Raw genomic sequence first — 23,023 nt, forward strand, 5'->3', positions numbered from 1 at the left:
TGAATCCACAGGGAGCGCTTCATGACGAACCTTCAGCCCAGTCGCCGCGGACTCCTCGCCGGACTCGGCGCCACCGGCGCGGCGGCTCTGCTCAGCGGCTGTGTCACCTCGTCCTCCTCCGCCAAGTCCCCCTCCTCGGGCGCGGTGACCCTCCAGTCGAACCTCTCGGCGCCGCAGGCCAAGGCCGCGATGGAGGACCTGGCCGCCGCCTACGCCAAGAAGGGATCCGGGCGCGTCAGCCTCAACACCGTCGCCGCCGAGACCTTCCGCACCCAGCTCCCCACCTACCTCACCTCCGCCAACCCGCCGGACGTCTACACCTGGTACCCCGGATCGGTCGCGGACGCCTACGCGAAGAAGGACCTGCTGCTCGGCCTCGACGACGTCTGGGCCTCCTCGCCCGACCTCAAGCGCTACTCCAAGGCGCTGAACTCGCTGTGCACCGCAGGCTCCGGCAAGAAGGTGTTCGTGCCCTCCACCTACTACTGGTGGGGCATGTTCTACCGGAAGTCGAACTTCGCCAAGTGGGGCGTGCGGGAGCCCCAGACCTGGGACGAGTTCCTGGACCTGTGCGACACCCTCAAGTCCAAGGGCGTCGCCCCGATCGGCCTCGGCGCCGGAGGCAACACCGCCTGGGTCGCCTCCGCGTGGTTCGACTACCTCGACATCCGTATCAACGGCGCCGGTTACCACCGCGAACTCCTCGCCGGAAAGCACCGCTTCGACGACCCCGAGGTGCGCCGGGTCTTCGACCGCTGGCAGGAAGTGCTGCCGTACTTCGACCCCAACGGCACCGCCGTCGCCTTCCAGGACGCCACCACCGCCCTGCTCAACGGCCGCAGCGGCATGATGCTCATCGGCACCTTCTTCGCCGACGCCGCCCCCAAGGACGCCCTCGACGACATTGACTTCTTCCGCTTCCCCGTGATCGACCCCAAGGTCCCGCTCGCCGAAGAGGCCCCCACCGACGGCTACTTCGCCAGCGCCCGCAGCGGACGTACCCGGCAGGTCGGCGACCTGATGAAGTACCTCGCCACGGCCGAGGCCCAGGAGATCTACATCAAGGGCTCCTCCGGCACCGTCCTGCCCTGCCACCCCGACGCCAAGGACGCCGGCACGCCCCTGGTGAAGAAGGGCCGCGCGCACATCGAATCCGCCGCCGAACTCACGCAGTTCTTCAACCGCGACTCCAGCGACGCCCTCCAGCCCACGGCCGACACCGCACTGACCAAGTTCATCGCCCAGCCCAAGAGCGTCGGCTCCATCCTCACCGACTGGCAGCGCGACGCCGCGAAGATCTGGAGTGCCTGAGGTGGCAGTGCTCACGACCACCACGCGGAAAACCCCGGCCACCACGCCGTCCGACGGCGGCAGGCGCGGCCGGGGGCCGGTCCGCCGCACCCCGCCACTCGTCCTCGCGTTCGTCCTGATACCGCTGCTCGCCGAGGCCCTGTGGGTGTTCTGGCCCGCCCTCCAGGGCTTCTACCTCGCCCTCACCTCCTGGGACGGCGTCTCCCCGCCCCGGTTCGTCGGCCTCGGCAACTTCCAGGAGATGGCGCACGACGAGGTCTTCCGGACCGCCGCCCTCGACACCGTGCTCTGGCTGGCGCTGTTCGGCGGGCTCTCCGCGCTCCTCGGCCTCGGCACCGCCCTGCTGCTCCAGCAGGAACGCCGCGGCGTCGGCTGCTACCGCGCCGCCCTCTTCCTGCCCGTCGTCTTCTCCCTCGTGGCGACCGCCCTCGTCTGGCAGGCGATCTACCAGCCCGACGGCGTACTCAACCAGCTCCTGCAAGGCGTCGGCCTCGGCAGCCTGCGCCACGCCTGGCTCGCCGACCAGGACACCGCCCTCTACGCCGTGATCGTCCCCGCCCTGTGGCGCCAGATCGGCTACGTGATGGTGCTCTACCTGGCCGGCCTCAAGGGCATCGACCCCTCGCTCTACGAGGCGGCCAGGATGGACGGCGCCGGACGATGGCACCGCTTCCGGCACGTGACGCTCCCTCAGCTGCGCGGTGTCAACGCCGTCGTGCTGTCCGTCATCGTCATCGACTCGCTGCGCTCCTTCGACGTCGTCTGGTCGCTCACCCGAGGCGGCCCCTACCACACGTCCGAACTGCTGAGCACCTACATGTACTCCACCGCCTTCCAGTCCCTCCGGCTCGGCTACGGCTCCGCCCTCGCCGTCGTCATCTTCGTACTGGCCTTCGGCGTCATCTGCTCCTACCTCGTCCGCGCCTTCCGGGAGGCCGACTGATGTCCGCCAACTCCAGCGCCCTCAGGCGCAGGCGGGCCGCGACCGCCGGATTCCATCTCGGCGCCGGAGCGCTGTCCGCGCTCTGGCTGGCCCCCATCGCCCTGGTCCTGGTCACCAGCCTGCGCTCGTTCGACGACATCGCCGCCCACGGACTCGGCAGCCCGCCGCACTCCTTCACCCTCGGCAACTTCCGACAGGCCTGGGTGGACGGCGGCCAGCAGCGTGCCCTGATCAACAGCCTGATCGTCACCGTCCCCTGCGTGCTGATCACCCTCGCGCTCGCCGCCATGGCCGCGTTCGCCCTCAGCCGCTACGACATGCCGCTGCGCCGCACCCTGTTGCTCGTCATGCTCGGCGGCAATCTGCTGCCCCCGCAGATCCTGCTCATCCCGGTCTCCAAGCTCAGCGAGATCATGGGCGTCCACGACACGCTGCCCGCCCTGATCGGCGTGCAGATCGGCTTCGGTGTCGGCTTCTACGTCTTCGTCCTGCACGGCTTCATGCGGGCGATCCCGGACGAGATCCAGCAGGCGGCCGTCGTCGACGGCGCGGGCCCCTGGCAGATCTTCTGGCGGATCATCCTCCCGCTCACCCGCCCCGCGCTCGCCGCCCTCGGTGCGCTCGCCTTCACCTGGGTCTTCAACGACCTGCTCTGGGCCATCACCGTCCTGCGCAGCGACACCAAGATGCCCATCACGGCCGCCCTCATCGGCCTGCAGGGACAGTACGTCTCCATGTGGAACGTGATCGCGGCCGGATCCGTCATCGCCGCCGCCCCCACGGTGGCCGTGTTCCTCAGGTTCCAGCGCCACTTCGTGGCGGGCCTCAACCTCGGAGCGGTGAAATGACCCCCTGCGAACGCTGGACTCTCCGTACGGAGCACACCAGTTACACGGTGCGGCTCTCCCCGCTCGGCCCCTGGGCCGAACTCGACGCCTGGGGCCCGCTGGGCGTGGAGGACGGCCCGTCCGCCCTCGACTGGTCCCGGCGCACGCACTTCATCACCCCCGCCGACGCCGCCCCCGCCGAGTATCTGCCGCAGGGCCAGCGGCCGTTCACCGGCGCCGACCTCGTCGTCGGGCACTCGGGGCGCACGGGTCACTCGGGTCACTCGGGTCATTCTGGGCACGAGCGCGGCGTGTGGTGGGAGTTCTCCGGTGCCGAACAGGACGCGGACGGCCTGTGGTTGACGTTCACCGACGACGTCGCCGGACTGCGCACCACCCTGCGCTACGCCACCGTGCCCGGCACCGACATCGTCCTCCGCCGGACCGAGCTGACCTGCACCGGCGACACCGAACTCCGCCTGGAACGCCTCGACTCGGGCGCGATCAACGTGCCCGTCACCGCCGGAGCCCGCCTCACCTACCTCACCGGACAGTGGTCGCAGGAGTTCACCCGCACCCAACTGCACCTGAAACACGGCACGTTCACCATGGGCAGCACTCAGGGCGTGGCCGGACACGCCTACGCCCCCTGGCTCGCCGTCCAGGACGCGGCCCTGCCCGACGACGGCACCGCCCCCACCTACGGCATCGCCCTGGAGTGGCCCGGCAACTGGCACATCACCGCCGAGGCCGAACCCGGCGGCGCCGTCCGTGTCCGCGCCGGCCGTGTTCCGCACGAGGGCGCCGTCGTCCTGCGGCCCGGCGAGACCCTCACCACCCCGCGTCTGGCCTGCGCGTTCAGTCCCGAAGGGCTCGACGGCCTGGCCCGCGTCTGGCACCGCTACGAGCGGCATCTGAGCGGCGAGCGGCTGCACCGCCCCCGCAAGGTCCTCTACAACTCCTGGGAGGCGACCGGCTTCGACGTCGACGCGGCCGGTCAGCTCGAACTCGCCAAGCAGGCCGCCGAGATCGGCGCCGAACTGTTCGTCGTCGACGACGGCTGGTTCACCGGCCGCGCCGACGACACCGGCGGCCTCGGCGACTGGTACCCCGACCCGGCGCAATTCCCGCAGGGCTTCGACCGGTTCGTCAAGGACGTGCGCGCACTCGGGCTCGGCTTCGGCCTCTGGGTCGAACCCGAGGCGGTCAGCCCGGACAGCCGCCTGTACGCCCAACACCCCGACTGGGTCTACCGCGTGGAGAACCGCCCGGGGCGCCTGGTGCGCAACCAGCTCCTGCTCGACCTCGGCCGCACCGACGTACAGGACTTCGTGATCGGCACCTTCGACCGGCTGCTCACCGAGTACCCGATCGAGTACCTCAAGTGGGACATGAACCGGCCGCCCACCGAACGCGGCCGTCCCGGCGCCGGACCCGCCGACCGGCTCGACCTGGACGCCGAGCACGTCACCGGCTACCTCCGTGTCCTGGACCACCTGCGCGCCGTCCACCCGCACGTCACCGTCGAGGGCTGCGCGGGCGGCGGCGGACGCGTCGAGCACGCCACCCTCGCCCGCACCGACGTGGTCTGGCCGAGCGACAACACCGCACCCCTGGACCGCCTCACCGTCCAGTACGGGTTCCTGCACGCCCACGCCCCGCACATGATGAGCTCCTGGGTCACCGACGCGCCCGGCGTGTTCGACCCGCGCCCCCGCTCGCTCGCCTTCCGGTTCGTGCTGGCGATGTGCGGCGTCCTCGGCGTCGGCGCCGACCTGCGCTCCTGGACCCCGGAACAGCGGGCCGAGGCCGCCCGCTGGATCGCCCGCTACAAGGAGATCCGCGACGTCGTCCACCACGGCGAGGCCCGCCTGCTCGGCACCCCCGAGGACCCGGCCTGCGGCGTCCAGTACACCGAGGCCGACGGCCCGCGCACCGTCGTCGCCGCGTTCGGCACCGGCGTGCTCGACGGCGCCCCGCTCGTGCCCGGCCGCCCCGCCCGGCTCCGGCTGCGCGGACTCGACCCGGCCGCCGTCTACGGCGACGAGGACACCGGCACCGCGTACAGCGGCGCCCACCTGCTGCACTACGGCCTGCCGTTCGCCTGGACCGCCGACCACGACGCCCAGCTCGTCGTACTGACCCGCCGATAGCCGCGCGGCCACGCAACCCATGAAGCGGCCACGCAACCCATGAAGGAGCCGAACCCCACGATGGACCAGCCCGCACACCGGCACGGTGCACGCTTCACCGGCCTCACAGCCGTGGTGACCGGAGCCGCCTCCGGCATCGGAGCGGCCACCGCCGAACGCCTCGCGCAGGAGGGAGCCGCCGTCGTGCTCGCCGACATCGCGGACGAGCGGGGCGAGGCGGTGGCCGAGCGCATCACCAAGGACGGCGGCCAGGCTGTCTACGTCCACGCCGACGTCTCCGCCGAGGACGACTGGACCCGCGTCATCGACGCCGCCCACGCCTTCGGCCCGGTCGACGTCCTGGTCTCAGGCGCCTACACCGTCGACGTCCGCCCCGCCCACGAGCTGACCCCCGAGTCCTGGCGGCGCCAGCTCGACGTCAACCTCACCGGCGGATTCCTCGGCTTCCGCGCCGCCCTGCCCGACCTGCGCGCACGCCGGGGCGCCGTCGTCCTGACCTCGTCCGTCCACGCGCACAAGGGCATCCCCGGCCACCCCGCCTACGCGGCCGGCAAGGGCGCGCTGCTCTCGCTGTGCGGGCAACTCGCCGTCGAATACGGGCCCGAGGTCCGCGTCAACGCCGTCCTGCCCGGGCCGATCCTGACCGCGGCCTGGGACCGGGTCTCCGAGGCCGACCGCGAGCGCAGCGTCGCCGAGACCGCCGCCGGCCGCTTCGGCACCCCCGAGGAGGCGGCCGCCGCCATCGCCTTCCTCTGCTCCTGCGAGGCTTCCTACATCACCGGATCGCACCTCCTCGTGGACGGCGGCTGGAGCGTCGTCAAGTCCTCCGCGTGAGCGCCGCGGACCGTCCACGACCGAAGAAAGGCTCTACGACATGACGCCCTACGCCCGCCGAGGCGTCCACGGCCAGACCGTGGAGGCACTGGCGCGCCGCATCCTGGGCGGCGAGATCCCCGAAGGGGCCACCCTCGACCTCGTGGCGCTGCAGAGCGAACTCGACGTCAGCCTCACCGCCCTGCGCGAGTGCCTGAAGGTGCTCGCCGCCAAGGGCATGGTCGACGCCCGCCAGAAACGCGGCACGTTCGTACGGGCCCGCGCCGACTGGAACCTGCTCGACGCCGACGTGCTGCGCTGGCAGTTCGAGGGCGGCACGGGCGCCGAGGCCGACCGGCTGCTGCTGCGCGATCTCGCCGAGGTCCGCGCCATCATCGAGCCCGCCGCCGTACGGCTCGCCGCCGAGCGGCGCACCGACGCCGACCTCGCCGCCCTGGACGACGCGCTCGCCGCGATGGACCGCACCGAGCCCGACCCGGCACACGCCGTCGACGCCGACCTCGCCTTCCACCGCGCGCTGCTCGCCGCCACCCACAACGAACTCCTCGAACGCATGGAGATGGTCATCGAGTCGGGCCTCGCCCACCGCGACCGGATCGTCCACAGCTCCCCGCACAGCGAGGACCCCGTACCCGCCCACCGCGCCGTCCTGGACGCCGTACGGGACCGGGACCCGCTGGCCGCCGAGGCCGCGATGCGCGCCCTGCTCGACCAGGCCGGGCGCGACCTGGACCGGGTCGACACCTCCGACGACACGAAAGGCAGCGGCGCCAAGTGAAGATCGCTCGTATTGAAACCTTCCTGGTCCCGCCGCGCTGGCTGTTCTGCCGCATCGAGACCGACGACGGCGTGGCCGGCTGGGGCGAACCCGTGGTCGAGGGCCGCGCGGAGGTCGTCAGGAGCGCGGTGGAGGTCCTCTCCGAATACCTCGTCGGCCAGGACCCGCTGCGCATCCAGGACCACTGGCAGGTCCTCACCAAGGGCGGCTTCTACCGGGGCGGCCCGATCCTGTCGAGCGCCGTCGCCGGTCTCGACCAGGCCCTGTGGGACATCGCCGGCAAGACCTACGGCGCGCCCGTGCACGCCCTGCTCGGCGGCCCCGTGCGCGACCGTGTCCGGGTCTACGCCTGGGTCGGCGGGGACGAACCCGCCCGGATCGGCGAGCAGGTCACCGAACAGATCGAGGCGGGCTTCACCGCCGTCAAGATGAACGCGGCGGGCCCGACCTCGCCCGTCGCCACCGCCGCCGAGACCGCCGCCGTGGTCGCGCGTGTGGCCGCCGCGCGTGAGGTGCTCGGCCCCGACCGGGATGTCGCCGTCGACTTCCACGGACGGTTCGGGGCCGCCTCCGCTCGCCGTGTTCTCGCCGAACTCGCGCCGCTGCACCCGTTGTTCGTGGAGGAGCCCGTCCTTCCCGAGCAGGGGCATCTGCTGGCCGGCCTGGTCGCGGCGAGTTCTGTTCCGATTGCGATGGGTGAACGCCTCTTCTCCCGCGCCGAGTTCCTGCCCGCGCTGAACGCCGGCATCGCCGTCGCCCAGCCGGACCTCTCGCACGCGGGCGGCATCTCCGAGGTGACCCGTATCGCCTCGCTCGCCGAGTGCCACGGCGCGCTGCTCGCCCCGCACTGCCCACTCGGCCCGATCGCACTCGCCGCCAGCCTCCAAGTCGCCTTCGCCACACCCAACTTCCTCATCCAGGAGCAGAGCCGCGGCATCCACTACAACAAGGACGCCGACCTGCTCTCCTACGTCGTCGACCCCGAGCCGTTCCGCTTCACCGCCGGACACGCCCACCGGGGCGAGGCGCCAGGGCTGGGCATCACCGTGGACGAGGACGCCGTACGCGCCGCCGACCGCGCCGGGCACGCCTGGCGCAACCCGGTGTGGCGGCACGCCGACGGCTCGTTCACGGAGTGGTGAGCCGTGCCGCCGGCGTTCACCACCGACCCCGGTCACGGGTTGGCGTTCACCACCGACCCCGGACACGGCGGACGTTGGACCTCGCTGCGCGACGGCGACCGCGAATGGCTGTGGCAGCGCCCGGATTTGGCCCGCGACGGTGTCGTACCAGGTGACGCCTTCGTGGACGCGGGCGGTCTGGAGGAGTGCGTTCCCACCGTGCGCGGCACGCCCGACCACGGCGATGCCTGGTCCCGGCCCTGGACCCGTGACGGCGACACCGAGCGGGTCGACTGCGGCGCGTTCGCCCTCTCCCGCACCATCCGGACGACCACCGACGGTGTGGAGGCCGAGTACGTGCTCGTGGCCGACCCCGGTTACCGCTTCGTGTGGGCCGCCCACGCGCTGCTCGACCTCTCGGAGGCGGCCGAACTCCGTGCTCGCGCGGGCACGCCCACCCGTGTCTTCCCGGAGGCGGCGCCTCTGCTGGACGGTCCCTGGCCGGACGGTGCTCCCTGGGTGGAGGGTGGCTGGCCCGCCCCGCGTGGACTGGGTCTGGACCGGCTGGGCCCCGAGGACGGCACGGCCGTCGGTGCCGTCCTCGATACCGGGCGGGTCTGCGTCCATGACGGAGCCGACCGGCTCGCCCTCGCTGTCGAGGCGGAGGGGCAGCCGGTGTCGGTGGCTCTGTGGCGCAACCTCGGCGGCTTCCCGGATACGGAGCCCTACCGCAGTACCGGAATCGAGCCCATGCTCGGCCGCACCTTCGACCTCGCCGGGGCCGGGGCGGGCGACGCGGCATGCGTTCCCGCCTCCGGCGAGGTCCGCTGGCGGCTCGTTCTGACCGCGGGCTGCCGCTGCCCCTGACCGGTCCGACCTGGCCTGGCCTGATCCGGGCCGCTGGGCTGCCGAGTGGCACCGGGGAAGTCCGCCCGGGTGGGCCGCGTGGCGACGGCCGCCCGGGGCCCCGCCGCAGTACCGAACCCGCACCCGCACAGAAGGAGCCCCTGTCCGTGGATCTACGAGCCGCCCTGGCCGCCCGCCGTCTTGTCGCCATCGTGCGCGGAGCCGACCCGGATGCCGCCCTGCGCACGGTGGTCGCGCTGGCCGAGGAGGGCGTCGGCCTGATCGAGGTGTCCCTCAGCGGCGCCGACGCGCTCGGTGTCATCGCGCGGGCCACCGCGGAACTCGGTCCCGACCGGCCGGTCGGCGCGGGCACGGTCCTGACCGCCGGCGACGCGCGTGCCGCGCGGGACGCGGGCGCCGCGTTCGCCGTCACCCCCGGTCTCGGCGCGGGCGTGGACATGGCCCGTGACCTGGGCCTGCCGGTTCTCGCCGGTGTCATGACCGCCACCGAGATCATCGCGGCCCGCGCCGGGGGCGCCGCCGCGCTCAAGCTGTTTCCGGCAGCCGACGCCGGGGGACCGGCCTACCTCAGGGCCCTGCGCGCCCCCTTCCCCGACGCGGCGTTCGTGCCCGTCGGGGGAGTGGACCTGGCCGCCGCGCGCGACTACCTCGCCGCCGGTGCCACGGCGGTCGGTGTCGGCTCCCCGCTCGTCGCGGACGCGGCCGACGGCGGCAGCCTGACCGCCCTGCGCGAGCGCGCCCGTGCCTTCCGTGCCGTCGCCGAGGAGGCCACGGCATGACCGAGGACATGACCGAGGGCCTGACCGGGAGCACGACCGAGGGCCTGACCGGGAGGTTCCGGCCCACCCGCCCCGACCGCCTGGAACTGGGCGAGGGCATCCGCTGGACCGACGGCGGTGTCGTCCTGGTGGACATCCTCGAAGGACGCCTGCTCGCCACCCCCGACGACCCGGCCCTCCCTCTGCGCGAGATACTCCGGCTGCCCGTCCCGCTGGGGGCGGTGGCGCCCGTCGCCGACCGCCCCGGCACCTGGATCGCCGCCGCCGGAACCGGAATCTGCCTGCTCGCCCCGGACGGCACGCCCACCTGGCTCGCCACCCCCGAGGACCGGCCCGGACCCGCCATGCGCATGAACGACGGCGTCGCGGACCCGGCGGGCCGGTTCTGGGCGGGCAGCATGGCCTACGACACCACCGAGGGCGCCGGCTCCCTCTACCGCGTCGACCACGACGGCACCGTCGTACGCGTCCTCGACGGCATCACCGTCCCCAACGGCCCCGCCTTCACCGCCGACGGCCGCACCATGTACCTGGCCGACAGCGCGCGCGGCGTCGTCCGCCGCCACCCCGTCGACCCCGCCACCGGCACCCTCGGGGCACCCGAGGACTTCCTCACCCTGGAGGACGGGAGCCCGGACGGCATGGCCGTCGACACCGAGGGCGCGCTGTGGTGCGCGGTGTGGGGCACCGGGACGGTACGCCGTCACCTCCCGGACGGCACCCCCGACCGCGTCGTCCGCCTCCCCGCGCGACAGCCGGCGGGCGTCTGCCTGGAAGGCCCGCTGCTGCACGTCACCACCGCCCGGGTGGGCCTCGAAGCACCGGGACCGTACGACGGCGCGGTGTTCACGGTGCCGGTCGACGTGCCGGGCACGCCCACACCCGCGTTCCGCCCCGCCCCCGCGTCACCAGTGGCGGGAGACCTCGCGTGACGGACACCTGGCGCCCGGTCGCGGGGCGCGTGGTCTGCGTCGGAGAGACCATGGCGGCCCTCGCCCCCGACCCGCTCCGGCCGCTGGCCGACACCGACCACCTCCGGCTGTCGGTCGCGGGCGCCGAGTCCAACGTGGCGATGTACCTCGCCGATCACGGTGTCCCGGCGACATGGCTCTCGGCCCTCGGCGACGACCCGCTGGGCAGCCGCGTACGCGCCGCGGTGAGCGCCGCCGGGGTGGACGTCGCTCACGTACGCACCGACCCCGACCGGCCGACGGGCCTGCTGCTGAAGAACCCGGCCCCCACTGGCACCCGCGTGCACTACTACCGCAAGGGCTCGGCGGCATCCGCCCTCGGCCCCGACCTGCTCGACCACGCGGCGGTGCGCACAGCCGCCCTCGTCCACCTCACCGGCATCACCCCGGCCCTGTCCCCGTCCTGCCGCGCCCTGGTCACCCACGCCCTCGCCGTCCCCGCCGCCGACCGCCCCCACGCGATCAGCTTCGACGTCAACCACCGCCCCGCCCTCTGGCCGAAGGACACGGCCCCCGACGTACTCCGCGCCCTCGCGGACCGCGCCGACATCGTCCTCGTCGGCCTGGACGAGGCCCAGGACCTGTGGGGCGCTGACCTGACCGCCACCGCCGTGCGTGGCCTACTGCCCGGCCCGCGCATCCTCGTCGTCAAGGACGGCTCCCGCACGGCGACGGCGTTCACCGCCTCGGACGCCGTCACCGTCCCCGCCCTGCGCGTCACCGTGGTCGAACCGGTGGGCGCGGGCGACGCCTTCGCGGCGGGCTTCCTCGCCGGGCTGCTGCGCGGCGAACCCGCGGACCGTGCCCTGCGCCTCGGGCACATCACGGCGGCGTCGGCCCTGAAGGTGGCCGCGGACCGAGGCCCGCTTCCGCCGGACCACTGTGTCGACCGGCTGCTTGCGCTGACGGACGAGGAGTGGGAGGCGTATGAGGAGACACCGAGGTTGTGACCGGAGGAGGTCACGGGAAGGAGAGCCGGCCGGCCGCATGGTCCGCGAGCCGCGCGGGTAGTTCTTGGCCAGACATTCGCCTGACAGCGGGACGGCCGGGGGGAGCCGTATGGGGGTCGCCGCGCTACTCGGCACCATCGACCGGTATGCCTGGAAGGCGCGCATCCGGCCCGTGATGCTCGCTCTGCTGCCCGTTCCCCTGCCCGTGGTGGCCGTCGCCCCCGAGTGGGCGAACGGCGGGCGGCTGTGGGCGCTCGTCCAACTCGTCGGGCTGCTTCTGCTCGCGGAACCGCTCGGCCGCGCCCGGGGGAAGGGTGTCGAGCAGGAGCTCTTCACGGCGTGGGGCGGCAAGCCCAGTGTGCAACTCCTGCGCTGGCGCGGGCCCATGAACCGGACACAGCTCGGCTATCTGCGTACCCGTGTGCAGCGGATCGTCGGAGACTCGCTGCCGCTGCCGTCCGAGGAGGAAGAGGAGGCCGACCCCACCACGGCCGACGAGGTGTACGAGACCGTGGGCACCGTGCTGCGGGCGCGCGCCCGCGCACTGTCGGGAACCGGCCTCCTCGTCGAACACAACTGCGAGTACGGCTTCCGTCGCAACGCTCTCGGTCTGCGCAACTGGGCCCTGACGGCGGCCGTCTTCGGTACCGTCGGCCTCGTGGGCGCGGCGGCCTGGGCCGGTGCGGTGGGAGCCGGGATCGGGGCGGGCCGGATCGTGCTGTGGGCGGCGCTCGGCGCGATGGACCTGGCGCTGTTCACCTTCTGGTACGTGACCGTGCGCCCGAACTGGGTCGAGTCCGCCGCCTGGGAGTACGCCCGCCAGCTCTACGAAACGGTGAACATCCCCGACGCCACCAGCCCGGCCACCGGCTCGAACTGAGCCCGCTCACCCACGGAACGACCATGGCTACGACTCTTGAGAACTGGCGGCACCTGGCCGCCGTCGACCTCTCCGCCCCCGAAGGCCCGGGTCAGGCACTGCGCTGGGTGGAGCACCTCTACGAAGGGGACCCGGACGACGACGAGGAACTCGGCGCAGCCCGCCCCGACCCGCGGGACGACGGAATACCGGTTGCGCTGGCCCTGCTGGAGCGCGACCTGGCCCCCGACGACCGGGCGCTCGTATCCGACTTCTGTTCCGGCGAGTTGCTGCAGCGGTATCTGCGGCGGCGCACGGCAGGGGACCTCGACGAGGCTCTGGACGTCCGGCGGGCTCAGGCGGACCTCGCCGGCCCGGAGTGGGCGTGCGCGGCCCACGTCAATCTCGCGTCGCTCCTCATGACGTCCTGGGACCTGACCGGACGGGAGGAGCATCTCGACCAGGCGCGTGCGGCGTTGACGGCCGCCACCGGACACGCCGGCACCTCCGTGGAACGCGCCATCGTCGCGGGAGGGCGGGGAAACCTCCACTCCCGGCTCTACGAACTGCACCGCGACGGCGAAGACCTGCGCGCGGCAATCGACGCCTACACGATCACGGCCGCCTGCGAAGAGCCGTCCGTCGCCGCGAAGGGCCAGGCGTCACTCGCATCGGCCCACCTGGATCGCTCCCGCACGGCAGCCGGTGGCGCGGCCGACCTGGCGGAGGCGGAGCGGCAGGCGAGGGCCGCCCTGGCCCATCCCACCGCACCCCCGAGTGTCCGGCACTGTGAACTACTCGTCCGCGTCCTGCGGGAGCGCTGCGCCCAGGACGGGGACGACCGCCGCCTCGCCGAGGCATGGGAGCTGATCACGGCGCTGCTGGACGCGGTCGGCGACGATCCGGCGGCACGCTCGTCCGTGGTGGGCACCGCGGCGTCCGTCGCTCATCTGCGCTACCTCGCCCACCACGACCGCGCCGCCCTGACGGAGGCGATCGACCTGACGGAGGAGGCCCTGCGCGGTCTCGAAGGCGAATCCGGCGAGGACCCGGAGAGCCGGGCGGTCCTGGCCAACGAGGTGTGCCTGCTGCTGACCGAGAGGTTCACCCTGTACGGAGTCCGGCGGGACATCGACCGGGCGGTCGACGTGGCACGGCGGAGCCTGGAGGAATCGCTGCCGCTGAGCATCGGACTGGGCCTGCGTACCAACCTCGCCAACGCTCTGTACCGGCGCTACGACTCCTACCACCGCACCAGGGACCTGGAACGGGGCATCGCCCTCATGAGATGGGTGACGCACCGGGCCACCGACGTCCCGGCGAAGGCCGACGCCCTCGACTCCCTGGCACTGTTCCTCGGTGAGAAGGGCCGCCTGACCAAGAGCGACAGGGACTTCCGGGAGGCACTCGCCCGTGTCGACGAGGCGATCGACCTGACGCCCGCGTCCTCCGCGGACCGCGCCGGCTCCCTCATCAACAAGGCGACGCTGCTCGGCGACTGGGCGGACTCGGGGCGGACGCGGCGCGGTACACCGCTCGACGAGCTGATCGCACTGCTCGACGAGGCATGGCGACACGCTCCCGCAGGGTCCGCCGTGCGTGCCCGCGCCGCTTACCTGCTCGGATGCCGCCACGCCGAACGAGCCGGGCTGCACGACGACTCCGCGACCCCCGGCGTGCCCCGCGCGGAAGCGTCGCTCACCGCCACCGAGGCCGCCGACCTGCGCCGCGCCTTCGAGCGGTGGAGCGAGGCCGTGGGCCTGGAGGAGCCGTTCGTGACCATCGAGGCGGGCCAACAGCTCGGCAACGCCTCCTTCGCTCTCCAGGAGTGGGAGACAGCGGCCCTCGGTTACCGGGCCGCCCTCGGCGCTGCCGACGAACTGACCGCCCGGCGCACCGTCGAGGCCGACCGGCAACTGGCCCGTACGCGGGTGCAGGGCGTCGCCGCGGCCGCGGCACTGGCGGAGCTGAGGGCGGGATCCGCGCGAGAGGCGGTGCTGCGCCTGGAGGAGGGCACGGCCACGCTGCTGGCTCGTTCCTCCGGGCAGCACACGCGCCACCTCCGGTACGACGACGTCGTCGAGGCCGCGCGGACACTGGACGGACCGCTCGTCTACTGGGCGACCACTCTGGCGGGCGGATTCGCCGTCGTGGTGCGCCCCGACGGGCAAGCCGTGGCGCGTCCGCTCGCGGTGACGAGCGCGCAGGTCGAATCCCGCCTCGCCACGCTCCGGGCGGTCTTCACCCGGCGGCAGGGCCCGGCCGGCACCGTGCTCGCGGACTGGGACGCCGCGGTGCGCGAGCTGCTGGGCTGGACCTGGGAGGCCGTGGTGGCCCCGGTGGTGGACCTCCTCGACGGCTGCGCCACGGTCGGCCTGATCCCCGTCGGGCGGCTCGCGTCCCTGCCGCTGTCCGCGGCGGCCGTGTCACCGACGGCGTCCTTGCTCTTCCGCACGCTGCCCAGGCTCCTGCCCCACAGCCACGCCGTCCGTCCGCAGACGCCCTGGCCCACGGCGCCCGGCATCGTCGTCGGATGCGATCCGGGCGCGGGAGAGCGCAGGCTGCCGCACGCCGAGGCGGAGGCCGCCCTGGTCGCCGGCTGCTACACCCGCGCCCGGCGTCTGTCGGTCCCGCGCCGCGCCGAGGCGGTACCGCCGGGAGCGGGGCGTGTCGTCCGGACCCGGGGTACGGCACCCGCGGCGCCGCCGACGGAGCCCGGACCCGCGGAGTGGAAACGGGTGTTCGACGGCGCTGACGTGGCCCATGTGATCTGCCACTACGACCTGCACCCCGAGCAGCCGCTCGACTCCGTGCTGCGTTTCGGCGACGGCGTACGGGTCGCGGAGCTGCTGGACCAACGGCTCTCCGGCGCCCCGCACCTCGTCCTCAGCGCCTGTGACACCGGGCTCGGCGGCGTCCGTCTGCCCGACGAGGCACTGGGGCTCGGCACCGCGCTGCTCTCGGCCGGGGCACGGTCCGTCGTCGCTTCCCTGTGGCCGTTGGACGACGAACTCGCGGCCGGTTTCATGGGTGCCTACCACCGCCTGCTGGCGAGCGGCACGCCCCCGGCGCAGGCACTGGCCGCAGTGCAGCGGGACGCGGCCGGCCACCAGCCCGCGGTGGTGTGGCCGGGCCTGGTGCACCTGGGGTGACTCAGCGGGGCGGAGCGGCCCGGCTCACGGTGCCGGGTCCGACCACGAGCCCGATGCCCGAGGTACCGCGGTGTGGGTACCGGGCTCGGTAGCCGAGCCTTTGCTGGAGGAATCCGTCGTCGTACCGTTCGGTGCTGGGCACCCGGTGGTTGAACCACAGAGTCGGCCACCGGCTCCCCAGGACGAGGCGTGCCATGGCCCGCAGACTCGGATGCGAGCCCTCCCCGGGCCGGTAACGAGCCTCCGTACCCCTGACGAGGGAACCGCCGTCGGTACTGATCAGCCACTGGTCGCAGTCGAGCACCGACAGCAGTCCGGGACTGGTGTTGTGGGCGCTGCCGTGGTGCGACACCTTGCACAGGTCCACCCGGTAGCGGCCGTCCGGCGCGAGCCGCCTCAGCGAACCGGCCAGGACCTCGGCGTGCGCGTCACCGGTGAACAGCACCCGGCTGCCGTCGCCGGTGTGCTCCGCGCAGAAGGCGATGCTGGAGCCGTTGCCGGGCGCCGGGTCCGGCCTGTAGTCGAGGGCCAGACGATGCCAGGGGATCTCCTCGGCGGACGACGGCGGCCCGAGCAGGTCCGGTGGTGCCACCGGTGTGTCAGCCGCCTTCTGCCGCTGTTCGGCCCTCCAGACGTCCCAGTCCTCGCGCAGTGCCGCGAGCCGTTCCCACGTCGGGGACAGCAGGGTCAGCGTGAGCCCCGGCAGCTCGACCACGGGCAGTGGTGCGGCCTCGTCCGCGGGCACGGTCACGGCCCGGCCGCCGACCGCGGCGTTCCACGGCGTGCCGGTCCTCGCGAGCAGCGCGGTGAGCCGCTCGGCCTTCGGCATGCCGAGCAGATCGGGCGGCAGCAGGTGGTGATGGCCGTTGAACCAGACGTCCCGCGTGCCGAAGCCCTCCGGCGGCGAGGTGAGCAGGGAGAGCAGCCCCCCGATGTGATCGTCGTCGAGATGGGTGCACACGACCAGTTCGAAGTCCCGTGCGCCGACGGGCTGACGGGCGAACCGCTCGGCAAGCGCGGAACCCGCCCGCACAGTGCCTCCGTCGATGAGCATCCTCCTGCGCCGCGCCCCGTCGTCCCATTCCACCCACAGGCAGTCCCCCGCACGGGCCGGAAGCGCTTCCACCGTGATCACGGCGTCTCCTGCCGGCCGCTCGGCGTGCCCTGCCCGGCACGCACCTCCCAGTCGGTGTCGCCGAATCCCACCAGCGCCAGCACGCAGGCGTCGCCGTTCACGAGCAGTTTCCGGCGGGCTCTCAGCAGCGCCTCACCCAGCGGCGAACCGGACGTCTCGGCGGCTGCGGTCCGGAGCTCCGCCAGCAGCCGTACGCCGACGGGGACGATGTGCTGCCCGAGTACCGGGACCGCGGTGGCGACGACACCGGGAGCGCCGTCGTCGAGCAGTGCGGTGGAGGCGTCGGAGAACGGCGTCGTGCCGCCGGCGGTCGCACAGCCCAGCAGGAGGACGACCGGTTCCGGCCCGCCGTCCCGGGCGAAGAGGAACTCCAGCCCGTCGAGGATGTCGACCTCGTCGTCCTCGCCCAGACCGAGGGCGGTGACACCGTCGCCCTTCTCCACCGAGTGCGGGAAGAGAAGGACGGCGCCGGGCGGAGTGTCCGCCTCGCGCAGCCCGCGCACCAGCGTGTACAGCTCCGTCCAGTCGCCGGCGAGCCGGACGGCCCCCGGCTCCGCCTCCGCCAAGGCACCGGCGGCAGTGGTCCAGGCGTGGACGTCGTTGTGGTCGGCGCGCGCGGCCGCGGCCGCACAGGCGGGGTCGAGGTCGCAGGCGTGCCGGTCGATGTCCGCGCTGACGGCGAGGGCGAAGCGAGTGTCGGCCGATTCGCGCCGGACATGACGCTCGATCACCTTCGACGTCCCCCAGAAGCCGAAGGGGCAGACGCTCGTGCGGTCCTCCCGCTCCGGGCAGTCCCCGCAGTCGTGGCGGTCCACCTGTGCGGGGGCGTGGGGGCACAGGTGCAGTTGCCGTCCGGGCGCGGTCTCGAGCTCGCGTTCGTAGAGGAGTTCGACAGGAAGGATGGCTTCCGGTGCCGCCGAGAACACCGAGACGCTGCGCGCCTCACGCAGCTGCCGGACCAGTCCGCCGCTCTCCCAGTCGTCCGGGAACAGTGCCTTGCGCAGCCTCCGTCCGCGCCGCGCCGTATCGATCACCAGCTCGGCGAACTCGGGACTTTGGTAACTGCCGAAGCTGTCGGCGCCGTTGACGAGCCTGCTCAGACCGTGGAGGAGTACGTCCAGGGATCTGCGGAGGTCGTGCGACGTGGTCCGGTGGACGAACTCCTTGGTCCGGGCCGTGACGAGCGGCAGGTCGTGTGCCGTACGGCCGACGAGAAGGGTCGCGTCGTGGGGCCGCGCCAGATCGAGTTCGCCGGTGGGGGCACGGACCACGGACTCGACTCGGAACACGGGTGCCTCCCGTGCGCCGGCCTGTCCGGTCAGCAGTCCGGTCTGGAGGATGCGTGAGCCGTAGAGCACGGCGACCCAGATCCTGATGTCCGTGCCGGGGTCACCCGCGGTGAAGCGCAGGTGCGCGCAGGTGCTGTCGCCGTCACCGGGGAGTTCGATCTCCTGTGTCGCGGCGCGGTCGTGGCCCGGCGCGAGGGTGAGATCCGTGGCGAGCACGGTCAGCCGGTGGGCCCGCCCCGGGGGCAGGGTGTCGGCGGGGAACACCGGCTCCGCGGGGTGTGCCCCCGGGGCGGCGGCGAGGAGCACCCGGACGTGGAACACGCCGTGGGGGGCGATGCCAAGGGCCGGGGTGGTGCCGTCCGGACCGACCACGTCGGCCCGCAGGTACCGCGCGGGCGTCCGCCGTGCCCGGTGAGTCATCGCCCGCAGGTCACTCGCCGCTGCCGGCGCGAGCCTGGTGTCCTCGGCCCCGGGACCTCCCCGCAGGGCGCGGCCCACCCGGGCCTGCTCGGACGGTTCGAGGGCGTCGGGCGGGACGGCGGCCAGCACCGGACGGATCCGGGTGGAATCGAGGAAGCGGGGGTCCGCGGCCATGACCGGCGGAAGCAGGCCGAGTTCCTCGGCGGTGCCGTGCAGAGCCATGTCGAGGGGCAGGTCGAGGGAGAGCCGGTCGAGCAGGGTCTCCAGCCAGCGTCCCGCCGTAGGGCCGGGGTGCGCCGTGGCGGCGAAGGCGGCCCGGTGCCGGACGGCGAGAGACTGCAACTCCTTTGCAGTCGGCACCAGTTCGGGTGACTCGCAGACCACGATCACAGCGGTGGCGTGCGGCCCACCCGGCGAGCGGAGCGCGTCACCGTCCCCGGCGTGGGGGACCAGCAGCAACGACGCACGGCTCCAACGGCCCTCGGTGGCGACCTGACTGAGCAGTCCGGCCTTCGCCCCGGCCGCGGTGAGCAGCTCCTGCTGCAGCGGGACGGCCGGGCCGCCGACGGCCGGGACCGCCAGGCGCAGGGGCCAGCTCCAGCGGGGAACCTCCGACGCGTCGGCGGTCCAGGCGCCGTTCAGGACGGAAGCCACACCGGCGCCCTGCAGGAGTACGGCGGCGGCCTCGGCGTTCTCGACGTCCGTCAGCAGACGGACCCGGTGCCGGGCACCGACGGCCAGCTGCCAGGTGTCGGCGATCCACTGCGCCTCCTCGGGGTGCCCGACGAGCCACGGCAGCGGGTCGGCCCAGGGGACGAGCCGTGGAACCGAACCGCCCAGTGTGCTGCGCCGCTCGCCGAGGGGCCCCGACTCCTCCCACTGCTCCGGCTCGGCGAGTTCCTCCGTGCCGAGGCCCAGCGCGGCGGCGATTCCGGCGGCGAGGAGGGTGTTCGTCAGCCGCGGACCGTCGGTGTACTCTCCCAGCGCCCGGGCGGCCAGACGCGAGGCCTGCTGGAACCGCCCTCCGGTCTTTGCCGCCGCGGCGAGAGCCAGAGCGACATCGCCCCACGGCAACTCGCCGACCCCGTCCGCTTCGACTGCGTTCTCCAGGCCCAACAAGGCGAGGACCGCAGGCAGTTCTCCGGCCAGGGCCAACAACCGCCCGGCGCGCGCGGCCCGTTCGCCGTCGTTGGGCGCCGTCTCCATCGCCTCGATCTCCGCCACCAGCCCCGGCCTGTGCATCAGCCAGTCGGCACCCGCCAACACGGGTAGACGCGGCCAGAGTTCAGCGAGTCGTGCGGCGGCACGGCGCGTGCTCATGGGCTCCCCTCACTGTCGGCGGGTACGGGAGGTTCGCCGAAAGCCGCCGCCCTCGCCCGGCGGATCCTAGACTCGCAGCCGTGGACGCACTCCCGGCCGCGCTCGCGGACTGCGAAGAACACGTGCAAGCCAAGGTTCTGCGCTACGAACGTCTGCAGCAGGCCCTCGACGACGATCTCGACGACGAGGCCAAGCTAGCGGACCTGGAAGACGAATCGGTACAGTTCGGCCGGGAATTGCTCGGCCTGACCCTCGACGGCGACACCCGGCGCCGTGTCGAGGTCTGCCTGGCCGTCGATCTGGTACGCCGCTTCCGCCGCCGGGGAGACAGCGCGCGAGCGGACCTGGACGACGCGATCCGGCTCGGCCGCGCCCGGGTGGCAGCCGATGACGCGAGCACCTGGGTCACCGACCGGGTCAATCTCGCCAGTGCCCTGCTGACGTCCTGGGAGGAGCGGGAACGCGCCGACCATCTCGAGGAATGCGTGACGCTGCTCGAGCCCGCGCTCGCGGACGACGGCATCGACGAGGAGGGCCGGGCGGTGATCGCCTCGAACCTGGCGACGGCGTACAGCAAACGCCATGCCCTCCGCCGCGATCCGGCGGACCTGGATCGCGCGGTCGTGACGTTCCGGATCGTCCTCGGCGGCCCGGACCCGGACGCCGCGACGGGTGCCCGGGTCAACCTCGCGCTGGCGCTCCTGGCCGCCCATGAGACGGGGGCCGGTGGGGGCGAGCCGTTGAACGAGGCGGTTCTTCTGATGGGGGAGGAGCCGGGGTCGCCCCTGCGCGCCCTCGACGAGGCGAGCTGGTGGGACACCCTGGCGCAGGTGAGGCTGGCACAGTTCGAGCGGGATGGGGATGCCGGGTATCTGGAGGACGCCGGGACGGCCATGGCCCGGGCGCTCGCCCTGCTGCCCGCCGATCACCCGGGGCGCCCCGGCCGTCTCGGCACGGCAGCGGTGCTGGACTTCGCGCGCTACGGTCACCGCGGCGACCGCAGCGCGCTGGACACCGCGATCACCCGTGCCCAGGGCGCACGCGCGCACGGCGGGCTCAGCCCCCAGGACCGTGCGGTCCTGGCCAATCAGATCTGTCTGACCATCACGGAACGGTTCGAGCACGACGGCAACCGTGACGACCTCGACCAGGCGATCTCCCTGGCACGCGAGGCGCTCGACGCGGGCACGCGCGTCGACATCGAGATGGCACTGCGCGTCAACCTCGCCCACGCGCTCCACCAGCGCTACGAACTGGTCGGCGAGCGGCGGGACCTGACGGACGGCATCGCCTGCCTCCTCCGCGTTCTGGGGAAGCGGCGGACCGCGTCGCCGGAACGTGCCGTCGTGCTCGCGGCGGCGGCCGGCATGTACGAGACCAAGGCGCTGGCACTGTGGTCCGACGGCCAGGACCGCCCGGCGGTCGCCGATCTCGACCAGGCCGTCCGCTATGCGCGGGAGGCCCTGAAGCTGACCCCGAAGGCTTCCCCGGACCGCGTCGTCCATCTCACCGGCCTCGCCTCCCGGCTGTCGTCCCGCGCCGAGCTGACGGACTCGCCCGAGGACTTCGAGGAGGCGATCGGCTGCTACGAAAAGGCCCTCGCCCAGGCAGCGGAGACATCCTCGGCCCGTGCCCGCATCGCCTACACCCTCGGCTGCCACTACGCCTCCCGGGCCGAACGCTCCGGGGCACCCGCCCACCTGCCCGATCTGCAACGGGCCTGCGACCTGTGGGACGAAGCCCTCGCCGCCGAGCAGCCCTTCGTCACGCAGTTCGCCGGTCGGCGTCTGGGCGACGTCGCCTTCCGGTTCCGCCTCTGGGACCAGTGCGAACAGGCCCTCGCTCTCTCCCTCGACGCCACTCGGGCCCTGACGGCACAGCGTCCCCACCTCGCGGACCAGGAGCGTGCGCGTTTCGCGGTGCAGGGAACCGCTGCCATGGCCGCCGTCGCCGCGGCCCGGGCCGAGACACCGGAGCGGGCCGTGGTCCACCTCGAGCAGGCATCCGCCACCCTCCTGGCCGAAGCCGCCGGGCTGCCCGCGGACACGGTCGTCCTCGACGACGTCGTCACGGCCGCGCGACGGCTGGGCGGCCCCCTGGTCTACTGGGCGGCCACCTACGCCGGCACGGTAGTCCTGATCGTGGCGGCGGACGGCGCGGTGACCCCTGTCTTCCTCGACGTCACCACCACGGAGATCGACGAGGTACTCGCCGACCTGCGGGAGGCGTTCAGGCCCCCGGACACGGCGGACGGCCCCGATGACACGGAGGCCCAACTCGGCCGCTGGAACGCCGCTGTCGAAGAGGTGGTGGACTGGACGTGGCGCAACCTGGTCGCCGAGGTGGTGGGGGCGATGGACGCCGCGGATGCGCTGAGGGGTGCGAGCGCGGTGGGTCTGATTCCTGTCGGCCGGATCGCCGCGCTTCCTCTCACGGTCGCGCGGGCCGAGGAGGGCGAGGCTCTGTTCGAGCGGACCGTTCCCCACGTTCTTCCCAACGCGCGCTCGGTCGGCGCTGCCGGGCCGTGGCCTGCGGTGCCGAGGGCGGTGGTCGTCTGCGACGCGGGGGAGGGCGCGGACCATCTGCCCGCGGTCGAGTCCGAGGCGCACCGGGTCGCTTCCTGCTACGTGAACGCCGACGAGCTGGTCCGCGCGACGGCAGGCGTGCCCGCGCGCCACCGGGTGCTGCGCCGCGGCACGACGCCCTCCCCGAGCCCGGGTTCCCCGGGAGCCGCACCGGCGGACGGCGGGAGCGCCGCCGACGCGTTGCTCACACACCTGAGGGACGCGGACGTGGCGCACGTCGCCTGTCACTTCGCGATCGACTTCGAGGATCCGTTCAACTCCGTCCTGCGCTTCGGAACGGGGGTCCGGCTCGCGGATCTGTTCGGCAGGAGGCTGCTGTCCCCGGTCCATCTGGTCCTGGGCGTCTGTGACGCCGCGCTGACCGGTACCCGCCTGCCCGACGAGGCGATCGGCCCCGCGCCGGTGCTGCTCATGGCGGGCGCGCGTTCCGTTGTCGCCGCTCTGTGGCCCGTCGACGACGAGACCGCCCCCGATCTGATGGCCGACTACCACCGGCGCCTTGCGCGGGGGGAGCCGCCGGCCCGGGCGCTCGTGCACACACAGCGAGCCCTTTCCGCCACGCTGCCCATCGCTCTGTGGGCTTCCTTCGTCCACGTCGGCTCCTGATCGCGGGGGTGCGGCACCCCCGACCGGCGGGTAGCGGGGCCATCCGGCCGTTCGATCCGGCTCACCGAGCTGTGGACGTCTTGGACCAACGCATCGCGGCTCCTTTCGGACGATGAGGTGTGG

General features: G+C 73.2%; 16 protein-coding genes. 14 read left to right on the plus strand and 2 right to left on the minus strand.

Going from position 1 to position 23,023, the window contains the following annotated elements; all coding sequences use genetic code 11:
* The first annotated feature begins 21 nt into the window (after positions 1-21).
* From AB0E91_RS28360 to AB0E91_RS28420, 13 genes are all read left to right on the plus strand, one after another.
* Positions 22-1,311 (plus strand): extracellular solute-binding protein, encoded by a 1,290-nt coding sequence (locus AB0E91_RS28360; RefSeq protein WP_361787685.1) that lies wholly within the window; start codon positions 22-24, stop codon positions 1,309-1,311.
* A 1-nt stretch (position 1,312) separates the two neighbouring features.
* The gene (locus tag AB0E91_RS28365) at positions 1,313-2,254 is read left to right on the plus strand and encodes a sugar ABC transporter permease (RefSeq protein ID WP_361787687.1); all 942 of its coding nucleotides are present in this window, start codon (positions 1,313-1,315) and stop codon (positions 2,252-2,254) included.
* The gene (locus tag AB0E91_RS28370) at positions 2,254-3,102 is read left to right on the plus strand and encodes a carbohydrate ABC transporter permease (RefSeq protein WP_361787689.1); all 849 of its coding nucleotides are present in this window, start codon (positions 2,254-2,256) and stop codon (positions 3,100-3,102) included. The genes AB0E91_RS28365 and AB0E91_RS28370 overlap by 1 nt, the downstream gene beginning before the upstream one ends.
* A complete protein-coding gene (locus AB0E91_RS28375; RefSeq protein WP_361787691.1) occupies positions 3,099-5,234 on the plus strand; it encodes an alpha-galactosidase in 2,136 nt (711 codons plus the stop codon). Before AB0E91_RS28370 ends, AB0E91_RS28375 begins: the two co-directional genes overlap by 4 nt.
* Positions 5,235-5,294: 60 nt before the next feature.
* Complete coding sequence (locus tag AB0E91_RS28380) at positions 5,295-6,068, plus strand: SDR family oxidoreductase (RefSeq protein WP_361787693.1); 774 nt, start codon at positions 5,295-5,297, stop codon at positions 6,066-6,068.
* A gap of 40 nt (positions 6,069-6,108) precedes the next feature.
* The gene (locus tag AB0E91_RS28385; RefSeq protein ID WP_361787695.1) at positions 6,109-6,846 is read left to right on the plus strand and encodes an FCD domain-containing protein; all 738 of its coding nucleotides are present in this window, start codon (positions 6,109-6,111) and stop codon (positions 6,844-6,846) included.
* On the plus strand, positions 6,843-7,988 hold the full coding sequence (gene dgoD / locus AB0E91_RS28390; RefSeq protein ID WP_361787697.1) for a galactonate dehydratase: 1,146 nt from the start codon (positions 6,843-6,845) through the stop codon (positions 7,986-7,988). Before AB0E91_RS28385 ends, dgoD begins: the two co-directional genes overlap by 4 nt.
* A 3-nt stretch (positions 7,989-7,991) precedes the next feature.
* Positions 7,992-8,834 carry a hypothetical protein gene (locus AB0E91_RS28395; RefSeq protein WP_361787699.1) on the plus strand — a complete coding sequence of 281 codons (843 nt, stop codon included), beginning with the start codon at positions 7,992-7,994 and terminating at the stop codon, positions 8,832-8,834.
* A gap of 146 nt (positions 8,835-8,980) precedes the next feature.
* Positions 8,981-9,613, plus strand: coding sequence for a bifunctional 4-hydroxy-2-oxoglutarate aldolase/2-dehydro-3-deoxy-phosphogluconate aldolase (locus AB0E91_RS28400; protein ID WP_361787701.1), 633 nt, complete (start codon positions 8,981-8,983; stop codon positions 9,611-9,613).
* Positions 9,614-9,657: 44 nt separating this feature from the next.
* On the plus strand, positions 9,658-10,545 hold the full coding sequence (locus tag AB0E91_RS28405; protein ID WP_361787821.1) for an SMP-30/gluconolactonase/LRE family protein: 888 nt from the start codon (positions 9,658-9,660) through the stop codon (positions 10,543-10,545).
* Positions 10,542-11,534, plus strand: coding sequence for a sugar kinase (locus AB0E91_RS28410; protein WP_361787703.1), 993 nt, complete (start codon positions 10,542-10,544; stop codon positions 11,532-11,534). Before AB0E91_RS28405 ends, AB0E91_RS28410 begins: the two co-directional genes overlap by 4 nt.
* A gap of 109 nt (positions 11,535-11,643) precedes the next feature.
* A complete protein-coding gene (locus tag AB0E91_RS28415) occupies positions 11,644-12,414 on the plus strand; it encodes a hypothetical protein (RefSeq protein WP_361787705.1) in 771 nt (256 codons plus the stop codon).
* Between the two features lie 23 nt (positions 12,415-12,437).
* Positions 12,438-15,545, plus strand: coding sequence for a CHAT domain-containing protein (locus AB0E91_RS28420; protein ID WP_361787707.1), 3,108 nt, complete (start codon positions 12,438-12,440; stop codon positions 15,543-15,545).
* A 1-nt stretch (position 15,546) separates the two neighbouring features.
* On the opposite strand, the gene AB0E91_RS28425 is transcribed toward AB0E91_RS28420, so the two are convergent.
* Together AB0E91_RS28425 and AB0E91_RS28430 are read right to left on the minus strand one after the other, a co-directional pair.
* The gene (locus AB0E91_RS28425; protein WP_361787709.1) at positions 15,547-16,680 is read right to left on the minus strand and encodes an MBL fold metallo-hydrolase; all 1,134 of its coding nucleotides are present in this window, start codon (positions 16,678-16,680) and stop codon (positions 15,547-15,549) included.
* Positions 16,677-19,709, minus strand: a complete 3,033-nt coding sequence (locus AB0E91_RS28430; protein ID WP_361787711.1) for a hypothetical protein — start codon at positions 19,707-19,709, stop codon at positions 16,677-16,679. The genes AB0E91_RS28425 and AB0E91_RS28430 overlap by 4 nt, the downstream gene beginning before the upstream one ends.
* A gap of 80 nt (positions 19,710-19,789) precedes the next feature.
* On the opposite strand from AB0E91_RS28430, the gene AB0E91_RS28435 reads away from it, so the two are divergent.
* Positions 19,790-22,900, plus strand: coding sequence for a CHAT domain-containing protein (locus AB0E91_RS28435; protein ID WP_361787713.1), 3,111 nt, complete (start codon positions 19,790-19,792; stop codon positions 22,898-22,900).
* Positions 22,901-23,023 lie beyond the last annotated feature (123 nt).

Source organism: Streptomyces sp. NPDC026659 (genome assembly GCF_040638245.1).
Lineage (GTDB): Bacteria > Actinomycetota > Actinomycetes > Streptomycetales > Streptomycetaceae > Streptomyces.

Bases quoted from the DNA above. Each gene is read 5' to 3' on its own strand.
- AB0E91_RS28420 (WP_361787707.1), top strand. From the start codon at position 12,438: ATGGCTACGACTCTTGAGAACTGGCGGCACCTGGCCGCCGTCGACCTC.
- AB0E91_RS28415 (WP_361787705.1), top strand. From the start codon at position 11,644: ATGGGGGTCGCCGCGCTACTCGGCACCATCGACCGGTATGCCTGGAAG.
- AB0E91_RS28375 (WP_361787691.1), top strand. From the start codon at position 3,099: ATGACCCCCTGCGAACGCTGGACTCTCCGTACGGAGCACACCAGTTAC.
- AB0E91_RS28360 (WP_361787685.1), top strand. From the start codon at position 22: ATGACGAACCTTCAGCCCAGTCGCCGCGGACTCCTCGCCGGACTCGGC.
- AB0E91_RS28385 (WP_361787695.1), top strand. From the start codon at position 6,109: ATGACGCCCTACGCCCGCCGAGGCGTCCACGGCCAGACCGTGGAGGCA.
- AB0E91_RS28370 (WP_361787689.1), top strand. From the start codon at position 2,254: ATGTCCGCCAACTCCAGCGCCCTCAGGCGCAGGCGGGCCGCGACCGCC.
- AB0E91_RS28380 (WP_361787693.1), top strand. From the start codon at position 5,295: ATGGACCAGCCCGCACACCGGCACGGTGCACGCTTCACCGGCCTCACA.
- AB0E91_RS28430 (WP_361787711.1), bottom strand. From the start codon at position 19,709: ATGAGCACGCGCCGTGCCGCCGCACGACTCGCTGAACTCTGGCCGCGT.